General features: G+C 43.2%; 15 protein-coding genes. 14 read left to right on the top strand and 1 reads right to left on the bottom strand.

Annotated elements, in window-relative coordinates; all coding sequences use genetic code 11:
- Window positions 1-53: 53 nt before the first annotated feature.
- The 13 genes from ileS (at window position 54) to pyrE (ending at window position 16402) form a co-directional block, all read left to right on the top strand.
- Entirely contained in the window at window positions 54-2822 is a 2769-nt protein-coding gene (gene ileS / locus ACFWE9_RS01650; RefSeq protein ID WP_230158206.1) for an isoleucine--tRNA ligase, read from the top strand.
- Between the two features lie 289 nt (window positions 2823-3111).
- Complete coding sequence (gene lspA, locus ACFWE9_RS01645; protein WP_230158204.1) at window positions 3112-3582, top strand: signal peptidase II; 471 nt, start codon at window positions 3112-3114, stop codon at window positions 3580-3582.
- On the top strand, window positions 3575-4492 hold the full coding sequence (locus tag ACFWE9_RS01640; RefSeq protein ID WP_230158202.1) for an RluA family pseudouridine synthase: 918 nt from the start codon (window positions 3575-3577) through the stop codon (window positions 4490-4492). Before lspA ends, ACFWE9_RS01640 begins: the two co-directional genes overlap by 8 nt.
- A gap of 192 nt (window positions 4493-4684) precedes the next feature.
- Window positions 4685-5230, top strand: coding sequence for a bifunctional pyr operon transcriptional regulator/uracil phosphoribosyltransferase PyrR (pyrR, locus tag ACFWE9_RS01635; RefSeq protein WP_230158200.1), 546 nt, complete (start codon window positions 4685-4687; stop codon window positions 5228-5230).
- Window positions 5231-5408: 178 nt separating this feature from the next.
- Window positions 5409-6698, top strand: a complete 1290-nt coding sequence (locus ACFWE9_RS01630) for a solute carrier family 23 protein (RefSeq protein WP_230158199.1) — start codon at window positions 5409-5411, stop codon at window positions 6696-6698.
- Between the two features lie 200 nt (window positions 6699-6898).
- Window positions 6899-7834, top strand: a complete 936-nt coding sequence (locus ACFWE9_RS01625; RefSeq protein WP_230158198.1) for an aspartate carbamoyltransferase catalytic subunit — start codon at window positions 6899-6901, stop codon at window positions 7832-7834.
- Entirely contained in the window at window positions 7797-9083 is a 1287-nt protein-coding gene (locus tag ACFWE9_RS01620; protein WP_377355345.1) for a dihydroorotase, read from the top strand. The genes ACFWE9_RS01625 and ACFWE9_RS01620 overlap by 38 nt, the downstream gene beginning before the upstream one ends.
- Window positions 9080-10186 (top strand): carbamoyl phosphate synthase small subunit, encoded by a 1107-nt coding sequence (locus tag ACFWE9_RS01615; RefSeq protein ID WP_230158196.1) that lies wholly within the window; start codon window positions 9080-9082, stop codon window positions 10184-10186. Before ACFWE9_RS01620 ends, ACFWE9_RS01615 begins: the two co-directional genes overlap by 4 nt.
- Complete coding sequence (gene carB / locus ACFWE9_RS01610; RefSeq protein ID WP_230158195.1) at window positions 10165-13371, top strand: carbamoyl-phosphate synthase large subunit; 3207 nt, start codon at window positions 10165-10167, stop codon at window positions 13369-13371. Before ACFWE9_RS01615 ends, carB begins: the two co-directional genes overlap by 22 nt.
- Window positions 13371-14147, top strand: coding sequence for a dihydroorotate dehydrogenase electron transfer subunit (locus ACFWE9_RS01605; RefSeq protein WP_290370576.1), 777 nt, complete (start codon window positions 13371-13373; stop codon window positions 14145-14147). The genes carB and ACFWE9_RS01605 overlap by 1 nt, the downstream gene beginning before the upstream one ends.
- Entirely contained in the window at window positions 14144-15085 is a 942-nt protein-coding gene (locus ACFWE9_RS01600; protein WP_230158186.1) for a dihydroorotate dehydrogenase, read from the top strand. The genes ACFWE9_RS01605 and ACFWE9_RS01600 overlap by 4 nt, the downstream gene beginning before the upstream one ends.
- Window positions 15057-15773, top strand: a complete 717-nt coding sequence (pyrF, locus tag ACFWE9_RS01595) for an orotidine-5'-phosphate decarboxylase (RefSeq protein ID WP_230158184.1) — start codon at window positions 15057-15059, stop codon at window positions 15771-15773. The genes ACFWE9_RS01600 and pyrF overlap by 29 nt, the downstream gene beginning before the upstream one ends.
- Window positions 15767-16402, top strand: a complete 636-nt coding sequence (gene pyrE / locus ACFWE9_RS01590; protein WP_230158182.1) for an orotate phosphoribosyltransferase — start codon at window positions 15767-15769, stop codon at window positions 16400-16402. The genes pyrF and pyrE overlap by 7 nt, the downstream gene beginning before the upstream one ends.
- A gap of 57 nt (window positions 16403-16459) precedes the next feature.
- Here the strand turns inward: pyrE and ACFWE9_RS01585 are convergent, their stop codons facing one another.
- Window positions 16460-18181 carry an Rqc2 family fibronectin-binding protein gene (locus ACFWE9_RS01585; RefSeq protein WP_230158180.1) on the bottom strand — a complete coding sequence of 574 codons (1722 nt, stop codon included), beginning with the start codon at window positions 18179-18181 and terminating at the stop codon, window positions 16460-16462.
- A 432-nt stretch (window positions 18182-18613) separates the two neighbouring features.
- On the opposite strand from ACFWE9_RS01585, the gene ACFWE9_RS01580 reads away from it, so the two are divergent.
- Window positions 18614-21292, top strand: a complete 2679-nt coding sequence (locus ACFWE9_RS01580; protein ID WP_377355356.1) for a calcium-translocating P-type ATPase, SERCA-type — start codon at window positions 18614-18616, stop codon at window positions 21290-21292.
- The last annotated feature ends 118 nt before the right edge of the window (window positions 21293-21410 follow it).

Genomic DNA, 21410 nt, shown 5'->3' with positions numbered 1-21410 from the left:
ATCTATGTCTAGGTTCTAATGAAATTTTGTAAAGACGGATGGAGGATTTTATGATGGAATACAAAGATACCTTATTGATGCCTAAAACTGAATTTCCAATGCGTGGAAACTTGCCGAAACGTGAGCCGGAAATCCAAGAGAAATGGAAAGAAATGAACATCTATAAAAAAGTGCAAGAACAAACGGAAGGGCGCCCTTTATTCATTTTGCATGATGGACCTCCATATGCTAACGGTGATATCCATATGGGCCATGCAATGAACAAAGTATTAAAGGATTTCATTGTCCGTTTCAAATCAATGAGCGGTTTTCAAGCACCGTATGTTCCTGGTTGGGATACACATGGGCTTCCAATCGAAACGGCATTGACAAAAAAAGGCGTGAAACGGAAAGAAATGACCGTAGCTGAATTCAGAAAGCTTTGTGAAGAGTATGCTTACGTTCAGATTGACAATCAACGTGAGCAGTTTAAAAGAATAGGGGTCCGTGGAGATTGGGATAATCCTTATATCACGTTAAAACCTGAATATGAAGCACAGCAAATCAAGGTCTTCGGTGATATGGCGAAAAAAGGCTATATTTATAAAGGCAAAAAACCTGTTTACTGGTCTCCATCAAGTGAATCAGCCCTTGCCGAAGCTGAAATCGAATATCAAGACAAACGTTCTGCATCGATCTACGTTGCTTTTGAGATCACAGAGGGCAAAGGTGTAATCGAAGAGGGCGTAAAAATCATCATCTGGACGACAACTCCTTGGACGATTCCTGCAAACCTTGGTATCTCATTGCATCCGCAATTAAATTACGTGGTAGTGGCTGTTGAAAATGAAAAATTCTTAATTGCTGAGGCGCTTCTTGAATCAGTTACAGAAACCCTAGGTTGGGATAACCCGTCAATCTTGAAAACGGTAAAAGGGAGCGAGTTGGATCGCGCCGTTGCCAAACACCCTCTATATGACCGCGATTCATTAGTGATGTTGGGTGAGCATGTAACAACTGAAGCTGGTACGGGTTGTGTTCATACTGCTCCTGGACATGGTGAAGATGACTTTATCATTGGACAAAAATACGGCTTGGATGTACTTTGTCCTGTAGATGAAAAAGGTGTCATGACGGAAGAGGCGGGGGAATTTGCCGGATTATTTTATGATCAAGCGAATAAACCAATTACTGAAAAATTAACAGAAGCAGGCGCGTTATTGAACTTGACGTTCATTACACATTCATATCCACATGACTGGCGGACGAAGAAACCGACAATCTTCCGTGCAACGGCGCAATGGTTCGCTTCAATCAAAGACTTCCGCAGTGAACTTCTGGAAGCAATTGAAGAAACCAAATGGGTACCTGCATGGGGCGAAACTCGCCTATTCAATATGGTCCGTGATCGTGGGGATTGGTGTATTTCCCGTCAACGTGCATGGGGCGTACCAATTCCAGTCCTTTATGCAGAAAACGGCGAGCCGATCATTACGGATGAAACGATCAACCATATTTCAAACCTATTCCGTGAACACGGTTCGAACATCTGGTTTGAACGGGAAGCGAAAGATCTTCTGCCGGAGGGTTATACACATGCAGGCAGTCCGAATGGTATCTTTACGAAAGAAACGGATATCATGGACGTATGGTTCGACTCAGGTTCTTCACATCAAGCGGTACTTGAAGAAAGAGACGACTTACAGCGGCCGGCTGACCTTTATTTGGAAGGTTCCGATCAATACCGCGGCTGGTTTAACTCATCACTTTCTACAAGTGTTGCCGTAACAGGAAAGGCACCGTACAAGGGAGTTCTGAGCCACGGGTTCGCTTTAGATGGCGAAGGCCGTAAAATGAGTAAATCTATTGGGAACGTTGTCCTTCCATCTAAGGTCATGAACCAATTGGGTGCAGATATTTTACGCCTTTGGGTTGCTTCTGTGGATTACCAATCGGATGTTAGGGTTTCCGATCCTATTTTAAAACAAGTTTCGGAAGTGTACCGTAAAATCCGGAATACATTCCGCTTCCTGTTAGGAAACTTGGATGGATTCAATCCAGATACCGATAAAGTGGCAGTCCACGAATTACCTGAAGTCGATCGCTACATGTTAGTTAAATTGAATAAATTGATCACTCAGTCGAAACTGGGTTATGAAAATTATGAGTTTGCTACAATTTATAATATGGTCAATAATTTCTGTACACAGGATTTAAGTTCGTTCTACCTGGATTATGCGAAAGACATTTTATATTGTGAAGCACCAAACGGTAAAGAGCGTATGGCCATTCAAACGGTCCTTTACGAAGCATTGGTAAGCTTAACGAAATTGGTTTCACCAATTCTCTCGCATACCGCTGATGAAGTATGGGCGTTCATTCCTGGTGTAACGGAAGAAAGTGTACAGTTGACATTGATGCCTGAAGAAATTTCCATCGATAATGCTGAAGTCATTGAAGAAAAATGGACGGCGTTCATGAATCTCCGTGATAATGTACTAAAAGCATTAGAAGAAGCTCGTAACCAGAAGGTCATCGGAAAATCCCTGAACGCTAAAGTGATGGTATATGTTAATGAAGAAACAAAGAATCTGCTTGATGGTATCAAGGAGAGCTTTGAACAATTATTCATCGTATCCGAATTTGAAATCGCTGGCGATGTGGCAAGTGCCCCATCAGAAGCAGTTAAACTTGAGGATATCGCGATTCTTGTTACAAAAGCAGAAGGTGAAACGTGTGAACGTTGCTGGAATGTTTCGAAAGAGGTAGGTCAAGTGGAAGAGCACCCAACACTCTGCCCACGTTGTGCAACAGTCGTGAAAGAGCATTATGTGAATCAGTAATTTCAAAACGAATGCCGGTCCCTAAATGATGGGATCGGTCAGACTGTAGACAAGCTCAATAAAAACCGGTCCCTATGTAAAGGGACCGGTTTTTTTGTGGGAATGGAAACAGAAAAGGCTAAAATTCATATTGAAAATAGATCATCATCCAAAAGGTATTGTTTTCTTTTCAAATCTGCCCTGTATTCTCCAGGTACAGCTAACAGCCTTTTGTTTTTCGTATTAGTCATTATTTCTAGTTTATGCTACAATTCAAAAGTGAAGATTTGATTAGTTTGGGGGAAAAAATGTGTTTTATTATTTGATTGCCCTTTTGGTCATAGCTCTCGATCAGCTGACAAAATGGATGATTGTGAAAAAAATGGAGTACGGAGAAAGCATTGAAATTATTGAAAACCTTCTATATATCACCTCGCATCGTAATCGTGGGGCAGCATGGGGAATTCTACAAGGTCAAATGTGGTTTTTCTACATCATCACCATCGCTGTCATTATTGGACTTGTCTATTATATTCAGAAAATGGCGAAGGAAAGCCGTTTGCTGGGAGTGGCCCTTGCTCTCATGCTAGGAGGTGCGATTGGTAATTTCATCGATCGTATTGCTCGCCAAGAAGTAGTGGATTTCGTTCACACCTATATTTTCAGCTACAGTTTCCCGGTATTTAATGTTGCTGATGCTGCGCTTTCAATTGGTGTCGGACTGCTCGTGATTCATATGTTTTTAGAAGAAAAAAACGGTAAGGAGAAAGATAATGGATAAAAGGTTATACAGCATCGATGAAACACTAAAAGGAGTCAGGATTGATAAGGCTCTTTCCACTTTGAATGAGGAGTGGTCGCGTACTCAAGTCCAGCAATGGATTAAAGACGACCATGTTTTAGTAAATGGTTTAGCTATTAAGACTAATTACAAATCCGTTCCTGGCGATACGATCGAAGTTACGATTCCAGATCTTGAGGAATTGGATGCAGTGGCAGAGGAAATGAATTTGGATATCTATTATGAGGATGCAGATGTTCTCGTGGTTAATAAACCGAGCGGCATGGTCGTCCACCCAGCACCAGGACATGTATCTGGAACGCTTGTAAATGGATTGATGGCTCACTGCAAAGATCTTTCTGGGATCAATGGAGTAATGCGCCCTGGTATCGTTCATCGAATCGATAAAGATACATCAGGTCTATTGATGGTTGCCAAAAATGATATGGCACATGAAAAACTTGTACAGCAGCTTGTTGACAAAACGGTTACCCGTAAGTATCAAGCAGTAGTACATGGTGTCATCCCGCATGATTTCGGAACGATTGATGCTCCGATCGGACGGGATAAAAAGGATCGTCAAAGCATGACTGTAACAGATACCAATTCTAAAAATGCTGTGACACATTTCCGGGTCATCGAACGTTTCAATGCGTTTACTTTAGTGGAATGCCAGCTTGAAACAGGAAGGACACATCAAATCCGTGTTCACATGAAATATATTGGTTTCCCGCTTGCAGGAGATCCGAAATATGGTCCGAAGAAGACTCTTAATTTAGATGGACAAGCATTGCACGCCGGTCTTCTTGGTTTCGTTCATCCGCGTACAAATGAGTATGTGGAATTCGAAGCTCCAATTCCGGAAGAGTTTGAAAAGCTAATTAATCAATTACGCAGAAGTAAGGATTGACAAATCCGTTTATATGATATATTATAATAATAACTTAACAAGAACCTTTAACACAGTACAGAGAGACTGAGAAGGAAACGGATACGCTAGTGGGATAATTCTACCCATGGCGATAAAATCCTCATGCCTTCTTGGCATGAGGATTTTTTGTTGAAGGAGACCTATCAGTAAAAAGGGATCGAGGTGGCCGATATGTTGAATGAGAAAGCGATAGTACTTGATGAACAGGCCATTAGCAGAGCCTTGACGAGAATTGCCCATGAAATCATTGAAAAAAATAAGGGCATTGAAAACTGCGTCTTAATCGGGATTCGTACACGTGGGATATTCCTCGCTGATCGACTTGCTAAACGGATCAATCAAATAGAAGGTAAGGAAATCGAGCTAGGTGAACTGGATATTACACTTTACCGCGATGACCTCTCGAAAAAGAGCAATGATGGTGAACCCGTCGTAAAAGGGTCAGACATCCCGGTCAATATCAGCGACAAGAAAGTGATTTTGGTTGATGATGTTCTTTTCACCGGAAGGACTGTTAGAGCTGCAATGGATGCTCTGGTGGATTTGGGAAGACCGTCACAAATTCAGCTCGCAGTGTTAGTTGACAGAGGACATAGGGAATTGCCGATACGTGCCGATTTTGTCGGGAAAAACGTTCCGACATCACAATCTGAAAAAATTACCGTTACATTAACAGAAGTAGATGAAATAGATCAAGTCACTATATTAGAAAAATGATAAACATGAAAATTTCATAAAACCCTTTTAAAGACAGTCCAGAGAGGCTGGCAAAGGGGAGTCAATCCGGAGATGTATGCCTATGTATAGGCATGCGCTTTCCGAGAAACCCTCTTTGTATATACTGCAAAGAGGGTTTTTGCGGTTTTGAAGCAATTTTCATGAGGGGGATACCGAAATGCAAGAAACAAAAAGGGATATCGTACTTGATGTCGAGGACGTGCCAAAGGTTGGTCAGTGGATTACGCTAAGCATCCAACACTTGTTCGCCATGTTCGGTGCAACAGTACTGGTGCCATTCTTGGTAGGGTTAAGCCCAGCAGTCGCACTTGTATCAAGCGGCTTGGGTACACTATCCTACTTGTTGATCACAAAAGGTCAGATACCGGCTTATCTCGGTTCATCATTCGCCTTCATTACGCCAATCATTGCGGCAAAGGCTTTAGGAGGACCCGAGGCGGCCATGATTGGCTGTTTCGCAGCAGGGTTCATATATGGGATTGTGGCTTTGATTATCCAAAAAGTCGGATTGCGCTGGTTAATGAATATACTCCCTCCGGTTGTGGTGGGTCCGGTCATTATCGTAATCGGATTAAGCCTTGCCGGAACGGCCGTGGACATGGCGATGTATGATCCACAAGATAAATATAGCGTCACATATATAATTATTGCGCTAATCACTTTAGCGGTAACCATCATCTGCAACGTGTTCTTTAAAGGATTCATTAACTTGATTCCCATTTTAATGGGTATCATAGTGGGGTACGGCTGTTCGGCCGTTGCTGGAATAATAGATTATGGACCGATCAAGTCAGCACAATGGTGGGAAATGCCTGAATTCATGTTTCCTTATGTAACCTATACACCGACCTTCTCATGGGAAGTCATTGCCATCATGGTACCGGTCGCCATCGTCACTTTATCAGAACATATCGGACACCAGATGATACTGAGTAAAGTCGTTGGCAGAAACTTTTTGGAAAAGCCCGGTTTGCATCGCTCGATTTTCGGAGATGGAGCGGGAATCATGATTGGTTCCTTGATCGGTGGGCCACCGCTGACATCATATGGTGAAAATATTGGGGTCTTGACGATGACAAAGGCATATAGTGTGTATATCATCGGAGGGGCAGCGTTAACGGCAATCATCTTTGGCTTTAACGGTAAAATCTCAGCGGTCATAAGCTCGATACCTACTGCGGTGATGGGCGGCATTTCAATCTTACTCTTCGGTATTATCGCATCAAGTGGATTAAGGATGCTGATTGATAATAAGGTTGATTTTGACAAAAAAAGGAACCTGATGATAGCTTCAGTGATCCTGGTGTTAGGGATTGGGGGAGCTTTCGTCCAACTATCGGATACAGTATCGCTTTCCGGAATGGCACTTTCAGCCATAGTAGGAATCCTGCTTAACTTGATTTTACCGGACCGGGAAAAAATATCCGGAGACATTTTTGAAAAATAAGTAAAACTGCATCAAACAATAGATCACCTTTTAAAAGAAGTCCAGAGAGGCTTAAAAGGGTGTTGCTGTAAAGATGGAGGAGAACGGGAAAAAGGTAAAAACCGGTCCCGGTCCTCACAAGTCTTTATAACCTACACCCTGTCCTTAATGGCGGGGTGTTTTTTATGCCCCGCATCACAGTTGTGAAAGGAGCAGGATCGATGAAAAAATTATTGACCATGAACGAATTGACCATAACTGAAATTGAAAGAATTCTACTTGAGGCAGAGGGATTTGCAAACGGATCAAGCTGGAATCCTAAACAACTTACCACTGTTGCCAATCTGTTCTTTGAACCAAGTACACGAACAAAATCAAGCTTTGAAATGGCTGAAAGAAAACTAGGACTGGAGGTCATTCCTTTTGATACCGGTACATCATCCGTGTTAAAAGGTGAAACCTTATATGACACAGTTAAAACGCTTGAAGCAATAGGTGTCAATGCCTTGATCATCCGTCATGAGCAGGATAATTATTTTGACGAGTTGAAAGAGAAGATCACGATTCCAATAATCAATGCAGGGGATGGCTGTGGGAATCATCCAACTCAGTCATTACTGGACTTATTGACGATAAAACAAGAGTTTAAAGGTTTCAAGGATCTGAAGATTTCGATAATCGGGGATGTGAGGCATAGCCGGGTTGCAAAATCGAATGCAGAAGCATTAACTCGTTTAGGAGCGAATGTCGTATTTTCAGGTCCGCCTGAATGGTTTGATAGTACGAACAGCTTCGGAAGTTATGAAAACATCGATCAAGCGATAGCCACATCTGATGTGGTCATGCTGCTCAGAATACAGCATGAAAGACATAATGAAAAATATGATCAGGCAAATCGAGATTATCTGGAAAGTTTTGGGCTAACCAAACAGCGCGAAAAAACTATGAAACCGGACGCAATCATCATGCATCCTGCTCCAATAAACCGCGGTGTTGAAATTGACAGTGATTTAGTCGAATGCAACCGCTCAAGAATTTTTAAACAAATGGAAAATGGTGTGTTCATTAGAATGGCCGTATTAAAAAATGTGCTTGAACAATCCGAAGGGGGAATTATCCATGAAAACTGTCATCAAAAATGGAGTATTGCTAGATAATCAAAACTCATTCAAAAAAGCGGACATTGAAATAGAAGGAAAGATCATCACGAAAATCGGCGAAAACTTGCCAACGGAAAATTGTAAGGTTGTCGATGCAAAAGGGTTACTTGTTACATCAGGGTTCGTTGACCTGCATGTTCATTTGCGCGAGCCGGGCGGAGAGCATAAGGAAACCATCGCAAGTGGAACGCTTGCAGCTGCGAGAGGCGGTTTCACTACGGTAGCCGCAATGCCTAATACAAGGCCTGTTCCTGATACAGTGGAAACTCTTGAAGCGCTTAACCGGAAAATTGAAGAAACGGCTCATGTCCGGGTACTACCTTATGCATCCATCACGATCAGGGAAGCAGGCAAAGAGTTGACCGACTTTGCATCATTAAAACAAACGGGTGCTTTCGCCTTTACGGACGATGGCGTAGGGATTCAAGAAGCTGGGATGATGCTGGAAGCAATGAAAAGGGCAGCCGCGCAAGATATGGCGATAGTTGCTCATTGTGAAGATAATAGCTTAATCAATAAAGGCTCTGTCCATGAAGGAAGATTCTCAAAAGAGCAGGGAATCAATGGTATTCCGTCAGTATGCGAAGCTGTACATATTGCCCGGGATATCCTTTTAGCGGAAGCGGCGGACTGCCATTATCATGTTTGCCACATATCCACGAAGGAATCGGTAAGGACGGTAAGGGATGCTAAACGTGCCGGTATCCGGGTCACAGCCGAAGTTACACCGCATCACTTATTATTGTGTGAAGATGATATACCGGGTCTTGATTCGAATTATAAAATGAACCCTCCATTAAGAGGACGGGAAGATCGGGACGCGTTGATAGAAGGCCTGCTTGATGGGACCATCGATTTTATAGCCACGGACCATGCACCACATACGGACGAGGAAAAAGCGCAGGGAATGCAGCTAGCTCCTTTTGGAATAGTAGGATTGGAGACGGCCTTCCCGTTGCTTTACACCGAATTGGTCAAAAAGGGCATCATAACATTAAAGCAATTGGTCGATTTCATGACGATCAAACCATCTGAAAGTTTCTCCCTTCCATATGGAGAGTTAAAGGAAGGCGCTATTGCAGATATCGTGCTGATCGATTTGGAAACGGAAAAAGAAATTGATAATGAAGAGTTTGCTTCAAAAGGGAAAAATACACCTTTCAATGAAAAGAAATGCTATGGCTGGCCAGTCATGACGATTTCTGAAGGAAAAACAGCTTGGGATAAAGGACGTGTTCAAGGATGAAAAGACAACTTATTTTAGAAGACGGAACGGTTTTCCTCGGGGAAGCATTCGGAGGGGATGTAGAGAAAATCGGCGAAGTCGTTTTTAACACAGGGATGACTGGATATCAGGAGATTCTATCCGATCCATCTTATTGCGGACAAATCGTTACACTAACGTATCCGTTGATCGGAAACTACGGGATAAACCGGGATGACTTCGAATCCATCAATCCAGCGATATCTGGGTTTGTCGTAAAGGAAACAGCAGATCTTCCTTCCAACTGGCGCAACCAGTCATCACTTGATGAATATTTGAAAATGAAGGACATACCTGGAATAAGCGGAATCGATACAAGGAAGCTTACAAGAATCATCAGGAAATCAGGTGCACTTAAAGGAGCGCTCTGCAATATCAATAAAAATGCCGAAGAAGTTGTTTCCCAGTTGAAAGCAACGGTGATTCCTACTAATCAAGTGAAACAGGTTTCAACAAAAGCACCTTATTCAAGTCCGGGCAGAGGCCCGCGGGTAGTTCTTGTTGACTATGGCATGAAGCATGGGATTTTGCGTGAGTTGACGAAGCGCGGTTGTGATGTCGTGGTCGTACCTTATAACGTCACGGCTGAGGAAGTAATGCAATACCATCCAGATGGTGTGATGCTTTCCAACGGGCCTGGAGATCCGAAAAGTGTTCCTGAGACGCTTGAAATGATCCGTACAGTCCAAACAAAAGTGCCATTATTCGGCATCTGCTTAGGCCATCAATTATTCGCGCTTGCAAACGGTGGAGATACGGAAAAATTAAAATTCGGCCATCGAGGTTCAAATCATCCGGTTAAAGACCTTCGTACTGGGAAGGTATCCATCACTTCTCAAAATCATGGATATACGGTCGAAGAGCTTTCCATTGAAAAGACTGACCTTATTGTGACACATACAGCATTGAATGACGGTACGATTGAGGGATTGAGCCATAAAGAATACCCAGCTTTCACCGTACAATATCACCCGGAAGCATCACCTGGTCCGGAAGACGCCAACTACTTATTCAACGAATTTTTACAAATGATCGAAACTGCAACTACCAAGGGGGAAAAAACATGCCAAAACGCACTGATATAAAAAGCATCCTAGTAATTGGGTCCGGTCCGATCGTAATCGGACAGGCTGCCGAGTTCGATTACGCAGGAACTCAAGCATGTATCGCCTTAAAAGAAGAAGGCTATCGAGTAATCCTGATTAACTCTAACCCTGCCACAATCATGACAGACAGTGAAATGGCTGATGCGGTATATATCGAACCGATCACTTTGGAATTTGTGAGCAAAATCATTCGTAAAGAGCGTCCAGATGCCCTGTTACCTACCTTGGGCGGACAGACTGGCTTAAACATGGCCGTTGAATTGGCCGAGTCAGGAATTCTCGAAGAATGCAACGTGCAGATTCTTGGGACGAAACTTTCCGCCATCCAACAAGCGGAAGACCGTGACCTTTTCCGTACCCTAATGAATGATCTTGGTGAACCAGTTCCTGACAGTGACATTATTCATAACTTGGAAGAGGCTTATACATTCGTGGAACGAATCGGCTATCCGGTCATCGTACGTCCTGCCTTCACACTTGGCGGAACAGGCGGTGGGATTTGTGATAACGAAGAGCAACTGATTGAAATAGTAGAAGGTGGCCTGAAAAGCAGTCCAGTTCACCAATGTTTGCTTGAGAGGAGCATCGCCGGATTCAAAGAAGTGGAATATGAAGTGATGCGTGATTCCAATGATAATGCAATTGTGGTTTGTAATATGGAAAACTTCGACCCTGTCGGCGTCCATACAGGAGATTCTATCGTTGCGGCACCAAGCCAAACATTAAGTGACAGAGAGTATCAAATGCTTAGAAATACGTCTTTGAAGATTATCCGTGCCTTAAAAATTGAAGGTGGATGTAATGTTCAGCTTGCACTAGATCCAAACAGCTATCAATATTACGTCATTGAAGTGAACCCAAGGGTCAGCCGTTCGTCGGCACTTGCTTCAAAGGCAACTGGATATCCGATTGCAAAGCTTGCAGCCAAGATAGCGGTTGGTTTGACGCTTGATGAAATGATGAACCCCGTTACAGGCAAAACCTATGCAAGCTTTGAACCGGCACTGGACTATGTCGTTACAAAAATCCCGCGCTGGCCTTTCGATAAATTCGAAAGTGCGAACCGTAGGCTCGGTACACAAATGAAAGCGACCGGAGAGGTCATGGCAATCGGCCGTACATTCGAAGAATCCATTTTAAAAGCTGTGCGGTCCCTTGAGGCGGGTATATACCATCTTGAATTGAATGACGAGTTTGAGGATGAAAAAATAGAGAAACGGATCCGAAAAGCTGGAGATGAACGGTTGTTCTATATCGGTGAAGCATTAAGAAGGGGGAAAACGATCGAAACCATTCACGAATGGAGCCAGATCGATTTATTCTTCTTGCATAAGTTGAAAAAGATAATCGACTTTGAAAAGGAGCTTAAACAACATTCCTTTAATTGTGAAGTTCTGCAAAAGGCTAAAGAACTAGGTTTTTCTGACAAAACAGTTGCAGAAATATGGGAAGTTCCCGAAATCGACGTTTATGAGTATCGGAAAAAGCAAGGAATCATCCCTGTTTATAAAATGGTGGATACATGTGCGGCGGAATTCGAATCGGAAACACCATATTTTTATGGAACATACGAAGATGAAAATGAATCCATCGTCACTGACAAGAAAAGTGTCATTGTACTGGGGTCTGGCCCAATTCGGATAGGGCAAGGGGTAGAGTTTGATTATGCCACCGTACATTCGGTCTGGGCAATCAAAGAAGCCGGATATGAAGCGATCATCATCAACAACAATCCCGAAACCGTTTCGACGGATTTCAGTATCTCCGACAAACTTTATTTCGAACCATTGACACTTGAAGATGTCATGCATGTCATCGATTTGGAAAAACCGGAAGGGGTCATCGTCCAGTTTGGCGGACAGACAGCGATAAACCTTGCAGATGGACTTGTTGAAAGAGGTGTCAAAATCCTTGGTACTTCACTAGAAGATCTGGATAGGGCGGAAAATCGCAATAAATTCGAAAAGGCCCTGAAGGATTTAGACATTCCTCAGCCGAAGGGTAAAACCGCTACATCGGTTGATGAAGCAATCGTCATTGCAGATGATATTGGTTACCCGGTATTAGTAAGGCCATCGTATGTTCTTGGAGGAAGAGCGATGGAAATCGTCTATAAACAAGAAGAACTGCTGCATTACATGAAAAATGCCGTAAAAATAAATCCAGATCATCCGGTTCTGATTGACCGTTACTTGACGGGGAAAGAAGTTGAAGTCGACGGGATTTCCGATGGCGAAACGGTCGTCATCCCAGGAATCATGGAGCATATTGAACGGGCTGGCGTCCATTCAGGTGATTCAATTGCAGTCTATCCGCCCCAAAATTTAACGGAAAAACAAAAAGAAGTAATCATTGACTACACGACCAGATTGGCAAAAGGCTTGAATATAGTTGGTCTCCTGAATATTCAATATGTCATAAGCAATGAAGAAGTGTATGTTATTGAAGTGAATCCACGTTCAAGCCGAACGGTTCCATTCTTAAGTAAAATTACGAATGTGCCGATGGCTAACTTAGCGACGAAGGCCATCCTGGGCCATTCGCTTGAAAGCCAAGGTTATCAATCCGGATTAGTCGCAGAACAAACCGGGGTTTATGTGAAAGTGCCAGTCTTCTCTTTTGCGAAATTAAGAGGTGTGGACATTTCACTCGGACCTGAAATGAAATCGACTGGTGAAGTAATGGGGAAAGATAGCACGCTTGAAAAGGCTTTATATAAAGGGCTCGTCGCTTCCGGCTTCAAAATTAAGGGACATGGCTCGGTCTTATTGACGATATCGGATAAAGATAAGCAAGAAGCACTCGGTTTAGCAAGACGCTTCCATAATGCCGGTTTCAAGCTGATAGCTACCAGCGGAACTGCTGCCCTAATGGAGCAATCCGGCATCCCGACTGCGATTGTCGGCAAAATTGGCGAAGAAGGCAGAAACCTATTGGATGTTATCCGAAACGGGGAAGCGCAATTTGTCATAAATACTTTGACCAAAGGAAAGCAGCCGGCGCGTGATGGTTTTAGAATCCGACGTGAATCGGTTGAAAATGGCGTGACATGCCTAACATCCCTCGATACGGCAGAAGCCATTTTAAGGGTGATAGAATCCATGACCTTCTCGGCAGAAGCCATGGGGAAAACGGAAAAAAGTCGTGAGGTGAGCTATATATGATCAAGAAGGAAAGAATGAAGGTGTTAACTCATAAAGAACTGGCTCCATCCATCTTTGAGCTTACGCTGCAAGGTGAACTGGTTTCAGAGATGAAACAACCAGGCCAGTTTGTCCAGGTCAAGACAACAGAAGGCGCAGAGCCATTGTTAAGACGCCCGATTTCAATTTCTTCTTATAACAGCAGTGAAAAACAGTTCACGATGATATACCGGGCTGAAGGGAAAGGAACGACGCTATTATCACAGCGGAAGCAGGCTGAAGCGGTCGATATCCTTGGCCCTCTTGGTAACGGATTTCCCGTTCATGAAGCAAAAGAGGGAGAAACGGCGTTATTGGTTGGTGGTGGGATTGGTGTCCCGCCCCTATATCAATTATCACAGATGTTGGTTGCCAATGGCGTAAGAGTAATCCATGTATTGGGCTTCCAGACGAAATCAGCCATCTTTTATGAAAAAGAGTTTAGTGAATTAGGTGATACCCATATTGCCACAGTGGATGGGTCATATGGGACAAAAGGATTTGTTACGACTGTGATCGACAAGCTGGAGCAGGAGTTTGCAACGATCTTTTCATGTGGGCCGACGCCGATGTTAAAAGCGTTGGAAGCAGGCTATGGTGAGAAAAGGCTTTACCTTTCCCTTGAAGAAAGGATGGGTTGCGGCATCGGTGCATGCTTTGCCTGTGTGTGTCATACAGGAGATGATCCAACTGGTTTCAGTTACAAAAAGGTATGCAGCGATGGACCCGTATTCCGGGCAGGAGAGGTGATATTATGAGCAGACTTTCAGTTGAGTTACCAGGATTACACTTAAAAAATCCGGTCATGCCAGCATCTGGCTGCTTTGGATTCGGCCGCGAATACAGTCAATTTTTCAACTTGGATATTCTTGGGGCGATCATGATTAAAGCGACAACTCCTGAGCCGAGGTTCGGTAATCCGACTCCGCGTGTTGCTGAAACCTCTTCGGGTATGCTGAATGCCATCGGCCTGCAGAATCCAGGGTTAGAAAAGGTAATCAGTGAAGAACTGGCTTGGCTAGGTGGGTATGATGTTCCTATCATCGCTAACGTTGCCGGTTCTCAAATAACGGACTATGTAAAGGTTGCCAGTGACATAAGTAAGGTGCCGAACGTAAAAGCACTTGAATTGAATATCTCTTGTCCTAATGTAAAAGAAGGCGGCATTGCTTTCGGTACTGTGCCGGAAGTTGCCAAAGAGGTAACCAAAGCCGTTAAGGAAGTATCTTCGGTACCTGTATATGTGAAGCTTTCACCGAATGTCAGTAATATTGTCGAAATGGCCAAAGCAGTTGAAGAAGGCGGGGCCGATGGATTGACAATGATAAACACATTAGTCGGCATGCGGTTGGATTTAAAAACCGGCAAGCCGATCCTTTCAAACAGAACGGGTGGGCTATCGGGTCCTGCAATAAAACCGGTCGCACTCCGGATGATTTATGAAGTAAGCCAGCAAGTATCCATTCCCATAATCGGAATGGGTGGAATCGCGACAGCAGAAGACGTCATTGAATTTTTCTATGCAGGTGCAAGTGCTGTTGCGGTGGGAACTGCCAACTTCGTCGATCCTTTTGTATGTCCGACAATCATCGAGGAATTACCGAAATTGTTGGATGAGCTTGGATTTGACCATATTTCAGAATGTACGGGAAGGAGCTGGAAGCAGAATGAAGCAGTCACTAATTATCGCCCTTGATTTTCCCGACCTACTTCAAACAGAACAGTTCCTGAGTCAGTTTCCTTCGGAAAAACTAGCTGTAAAAGTAGGCATGGAATTATTTTATCAAAATGGACCATCCATTATTTCCTTCGTAAAAGAACGAGGCCATGATGTGTTTCTGGACTTGAAGCTTCATGATATCCCGAACACGGTCAAAATGGCCATGGCAGGTTTAGCAACTTTAGGTGCGGACATGGTCAATGTACATGCAGCTGGTGGTCAAAGGATGATGGAGGCGGCTATAGAGGGCCTGGATAAGGGAACGCCTGCAGGGAAAAAACGTCCGTTATGCATAGGGGTTACCCAACTGACAAGCACGTCACAGGAACAAATGAACAGTGAGCAAAACATTGCAGGATCTTTGGAGGATTCGGTTCTCCATTATGCAAGTCTTACTCAATTGGCAGGATTGGATGGCGTTGTTTGTTCCACTCATGAGGTAAAGAACATACATGAACGCATCGGCCAAGAATTTTTAACAGTCACGCCTGGAATAAGAAGTGCAGGTGGACTTACGCATGATCAAAAAAGAATTGCCACGCCAAAACAGGCAAGGGATTTTGGAGCGGATGCCATCGTCGTCGGGAGAGCGATAACGGGGGCTAAAGATCCATTAAAGTCCTATTTGGATATGAAAGCAGCTTGGGAGGGAATATCATGTTAAATCAAAAGATAGCCGAACATCTATTAGAAATAAAAGCAGTGTACCTTCAGCCGAATGATCCCTTCACTTGGGCATCGGGTATTCAATCGCCCATTTATTGCGACAACCGCTTAACCCTTTCTTATCCGGAGGTTCGCAATGAAATTGCGGAAGGATTAAAAGGATTGATTGAACAGCATTTCCCTGAGGCTGAACTCATTGCAGGCACAGCAACTGCCGGCATTCCGCATGCAGCCTGGGTGAGCGAAAAGTTAAATGCACCGATGTGCTATGTTCGCTCCAAAGCTAAGGAGCACGGAAAGGGCAATCAAATCGAAGGCCGCGCTGTTCCAGGACAAAAAGTGGTGGTTGTAGAAGATTTGATTTCAACCGGTGGCAGCGTAATTACAGCTGTTAACGCGCTTAAAGAAGCTGGCTGTGATGTTCTTGGAGTCGTTTCGATCTTTACGTACGAATTAGAAAAGGGAAAAGAGAAATTCGAAGCTGAAGGCATCACAAACCATTCCTTGAGTGACTACTCGACTTTGATCAAAGTCGCTAATGAAAAAGGGTATATCACAGCAGATGAATTGGAAAAGCTTAAAAAGTGGCGGGAGAATCCGGCAGATACCGCTTGGATTTCAGCATAAAAATAGAGGTGACGCAATCATATGGGATTGCGTCACCTCTATTTTTTTATATACGAATCAATCCTTTACCGCTTCCTTTAAACGAATGACGATATCGGGGTCTGGGGTAATATATATGGTTTGCTGCTGTTCATAGATGACGAAACCAGGCTTTGAACCATTCGGTTTCTTCACATGGCGAACTTGTGTGAAGTCAACGGGTACTGAACTTGATAGTCTAGCTTTACTGAAGAAAGCTGATAATACGGCGGCCTCTTTTATCGTTTCTTCACTTGGTGTTTCATTTCGAATCACCACATGCGATCCAGGGATATCTTTGGTATGAAGCCAAATTTCATCCCGGCGTGCGAACTTATTCGTAAGGTAATCATTTTGTTTATTATTTTTCCCGACAAAAATGAGATCACCATCTGTAGCATAATAGGTTTCAAGCTGCGGTTTTGCATTGGCAGGTTTTTTCATGCCTTTTTTCTTTTTTTGCCGAATGTATCCTTCTTCTTGAAGTTCTTCGCGAATTTCCTCTATATCTCTAGGTGATGCCGATTGGAGCTGCTGATGCAAAGCTTCGAAGTATTTCAATTCCAACTTTGTTTTTTCGATTTGTTCTTGGACGACTCCGACAGCGTTTTTGGACTTTTGGTATCTTGAGAAGTACTTTTGTGCATTATCGGATGGATTTTTTAATGGGTCAAGCGGGATGATGACCGTACTTTGTTCTTCATCATAATAATTGACGACTTCAATTGCCTTCATGCCTTTTTTCATTTGATATAGGTTAGCTGTAAGCAGCTCACCGAACAACTGATACTGTTCCCCACGTTCCGTATCTTTCAACGTCCGTTCGAGCTTCCCGATTTTTTTTGAGTTCTTTTCGATTTCATTAGAAATGAAACGTTCGACATCCTGGCTTTTTTGCTTAACTCGATCTCGTTCTGCCTTTCCGAAGTAAAATCTGTCGAGCATCTCGCTTAATGAAGAAAACGTACGCTGTTTTCCTGTCAGGTGCTCGAGTGAAAGCATATAAAAAACTTCTTTATTGCCATCTTGTTTGATGGTTGCAGCATATTTTTGTTCCGAGATTTCCTTGATCAGACTTGAAAAAGCTGAAGGAAGGGTTGTGCTGTTGGCCAATCCAGCCCGGTAAACGGCTTCCTTTGCAACTAAAGGTGAAATTCCCGAGAAGTGGGCAACGAGCTGTCGATCAAGTTTTCCTGCATTGAAGTCAATATTCTTCCTGATATCGTCCTCAGTAGCCTGGAAGGGATTATCCTTTTCTTGCGCAGGAGGAACCTTATATTCCTGTCCTGGCAATATGGCACGATAACTGTTCACGGCATAAGAGACATGCTTAATGCTGTCCAAAATCATATTCCGTTCCTTATCAACTAAAACAATGTTGCTGTGACGGCCCATGATTTCAATGATTAACTGCTTTTGAGAAACATCACCAAGTTCGTTGCGGCCCTTCACCTCAAAAATGATCATCCGATCAAGTTCATGCTGATAAATATCTTCTATTGTGTAGCCTTCGAGATGCTTCCTAAGAAGCATACAGAACATGGGTGCCTCTTTTGGGTTTTCATAACTTTCTTCCGTCAATTGTACCCTTGAATAACTTGGATGGGCTGATAATAAGAGTTTATGGTTCTTACCCCCAGCACGAACAACCAATATTACTTCATTTTTGTAAGGCTGATGTACCTTATTGATTCGTCCACCTTTTAATAAAGCAGCGATTTCTTCCGTCATCGCTTTCGTAAATAATCCATCAAATGACATTCTATTTTTACTTCCTTTACATAAGATTTTCTAAGATACTCATTACTTTTTTTATCAATATATAAGAGGCTAGCCATATATGCTGCAATCACAAATTTAGTGGAACTAGGTGAAAAGCTGGAGTGGGCAAGTTCAGATATATTGAATGGATGTTTTTTTAAAAAAGTTCCTGTTATAACGAGCAAAATTTGCCGATTTCATCATGCATTCATGACTTTTGTCCACTATTTCAATTTTGGATCTTTCTTCTTTCCGCAATTCTGTTTAATTATAGCATTATTTTGGACGAGTCTGAATAATCATGGAAGAAGAGCAGGTTGTTTTATGTATCGGTAAGCGGGCAGGTGTTGGATGAGTCAAGCCAAGAAGCGCCTGTTTTGAGATGTATACAGGGGCCTATTTCATTCTATTCAAAGGGATGTGTGATACTTGATGGAGTTCAAGGAAATGAATAATCAAGAAATGGAGAAAGCGCTTCAAACAAACGTTACACACGGTTTGGACGATGATGAAGTAAAGGACAGGCTGCGAAAGCATGGTTATAACGAATTGAAGGAAGGGGAAAAACAGTCAGCCATTCTTTTATTTTTCGCACAATTCAAAGATTTCATGGTTATAGTTTTACTTGCAGCGACCTTGGTCTCTGGGATTTTGGGTGAATATATCGATGCGATTGCCATCATGGCGATTGTTTTTTTGAATGGATTACTCGGTTTTTTTCAAGAACGGAAGGCTGAAAAGTCACTGGATGCCCTAAAGGAAATGGCGGCACCGCAAGTCAACGTACTTCGGGATGGTCACTGGCTGAAAATCCCTTCGAGAGAAGTCGTTGTGGGGGATATCCTGAAGTTTTCCAGCGGTGACCGAATTGGCGCCGATTTGCGGATTGTCGACCATTCAAGCCTTGAAATCGAAGAGTCGGCACTTACCGGCGAGTCACTCCCGGCTGTTAAATGTTCCGATCCAGTGATGAATAAGGTCGATGGTATCGGTGATCAAGAAAATATGGCTTTTATGGGAACGATGGTTACAAGAGGGAATGGGGTCGGAATAGTTATCGCTTCCGGAATGAACACGGCGATGGGCAAGATTGCCGACCTGCTTCAAACGGCAGAAACAAAAGAAACGCCACTTCAACGGCGGTTGGAACAGCTGGGTAAAATTTTGATCGTCACGGCTTTGATATTAACGGTTATCGTCGTGCTGACTGGCGTCATTCAAGGGCATGATCTGTATACGATGTTTTTAGCCGGGGTATCTTTGGCTGTTGCGGCGATTCCTGAAGGTTTGCCAGCCATTGTGACTGTAGCCTTGTCTTTGGGCGTTCAGCGTATGATTAAACAAAAAGCGATTGTCCGTAAGCTTCCTGCAGTCGAAACGCTTGGTTGTGCAACGGTTATTTGCTCAGATAAAACTGGTACACTGACGCAAAACAAAATGACGGTAACGAAAGTTTGGAGCGGGGGGAAAACTTGGGATGTCAGCGGGACTGGGTATAATCCTGTAGGGGAGTTTTCTTTACGGGGAGTTTCAGTCGCTCCAAAAAACCATAATGCCTTGCTTCAAATCATTACCTTCGGAATGCTCTGTAACAAAGCTGAGTTAAATGAGAATAGAAAACAATATGTATTAGACGGTGATCCAACAGAAGGAGCGATGTTGGTCGCGGCAATGAAAGCAGGTTTGACGAGGGAACACCTATCAAAGAGGTTTACAATAGTCAAGGAGTTTCCATTCGACTCGAGCCGCAAAATGATGAGTGTCATAGTGAAGGATGATAAAGATAACCATTTCGTCATTGTAAAAGGGGCCCCTGACGTATTGATCGCTCAGTCCGATACGATTCTTTGGGAAGGAAAGTCGGAAATATTGAATCGCGATAGTAAGGAAAGGGTGCAACAGGACATGAATGAGCTTGCCTCACAGGCACTTCGAATGATTGCCGTTGGTTATAAACCCCTTTCAAAAGGACAGATTTTGCTTCATGAAACAGAAGCAGAACGCAATTTGACCTTTATGGGACTGCAGGGCATGATTGATCCTCCACGACCGGAAGTTAAGCAGGCAGTTAAGGAATGCCGGGATGCAGGAATCAAGACAGTCATGATTACTGGCGATCATGTAATAACCGCAAAGGCAATAGCCAAAGAGCTTGGTATTTTAAAAGGAAAAGACCGTGTACTTGAAGGACGGCAATTGGCCGACATGGAAGTCGGTGAACTTGAGGAATTAGTGGAAAGTGTTTCGGTATTTGCCCGCGTTTCCCCTGAACATAAGTTGAAAATCGTAAAAGCCTTGCAAAATAAAGGACATGTCGTTGCCATGACAGGGGACGGTGTCAATGATGCACCTGCAATAAAATCAGCGGATATCGGTATCTCCATGGGTATCACCGGGACTGATGTCGCTAAGGAGGCATCTTCCTTGATATTGGTTGATGATAATTTTGCAACCATTAAATCGGCCATTAAAGAAGGCAGGAACATTTATGAAAACATCAGGAAGTTCATCCGATACTTGCTTGCTTCCAATGTTGGGGAGATTTTGGTCATGTTTTTTGCGATGCTATGTGCCTTGCCCTTACCTTTGATCCCAATCCAAATCTTATTCGTGAACCTTGTTACGGACGGACTTCCTGCGATGGCGTTGGGATTGGATTCGGCAGAAGAGGATGTGATGAAAAGAAATCCCAGAAATGCTAATGAAGGTGTTTTCGGCAGAGGCCTTGGGTGGAAGATCATCTCACGCGGTTTTCTGATTGGAATTTCAACACTAATAGCATTTTATGTGGTATACCGTGCAAATCCGGATAACCTTCCTTATGCACAAACAATCGCGTTCGCTACCCTTGTTCTTGCTCAACTAATACACGTTTTCGACTGCCGAAGTGAACGTTCGATATTCTCGAGAAATCCATTCGGTAACCTCTATCTAGTGGGTGCGGTACTGTCTTCTCTCTTATTGATGCTTGCAGTCATGTATGTGCAACCTATGCAAACGATCTTTCATACCGTACCGATATCAGGAAGGGATTGGCTATTAGTAGTAGGAATGGCGTCCATCCCAACTTTTTTACTAGCTGGTACCTTTTTAGCAAGAAAAGTGCAATGAAATATGTTATAATCTTTAAGGTGGTAGAGTTTTGCTCTATTGCCTTTTTATTTTTGTAGTCTTTTATTTGAAAGCTAAAGCGTTTAAGCTGTTAGCTGATATATAATGAATGTAAACG

The organism is Peribacillus sp. NPDC060253 (assembly GCF_042727425.1).
Classification (GTDB): Bacteria; Bacillota; Bacilli; order Bacillales; family DSM-1321; genus Peribacillus.
This window is presented reverse-complemented; position numbering and strand designations above follow the sequence as displayed.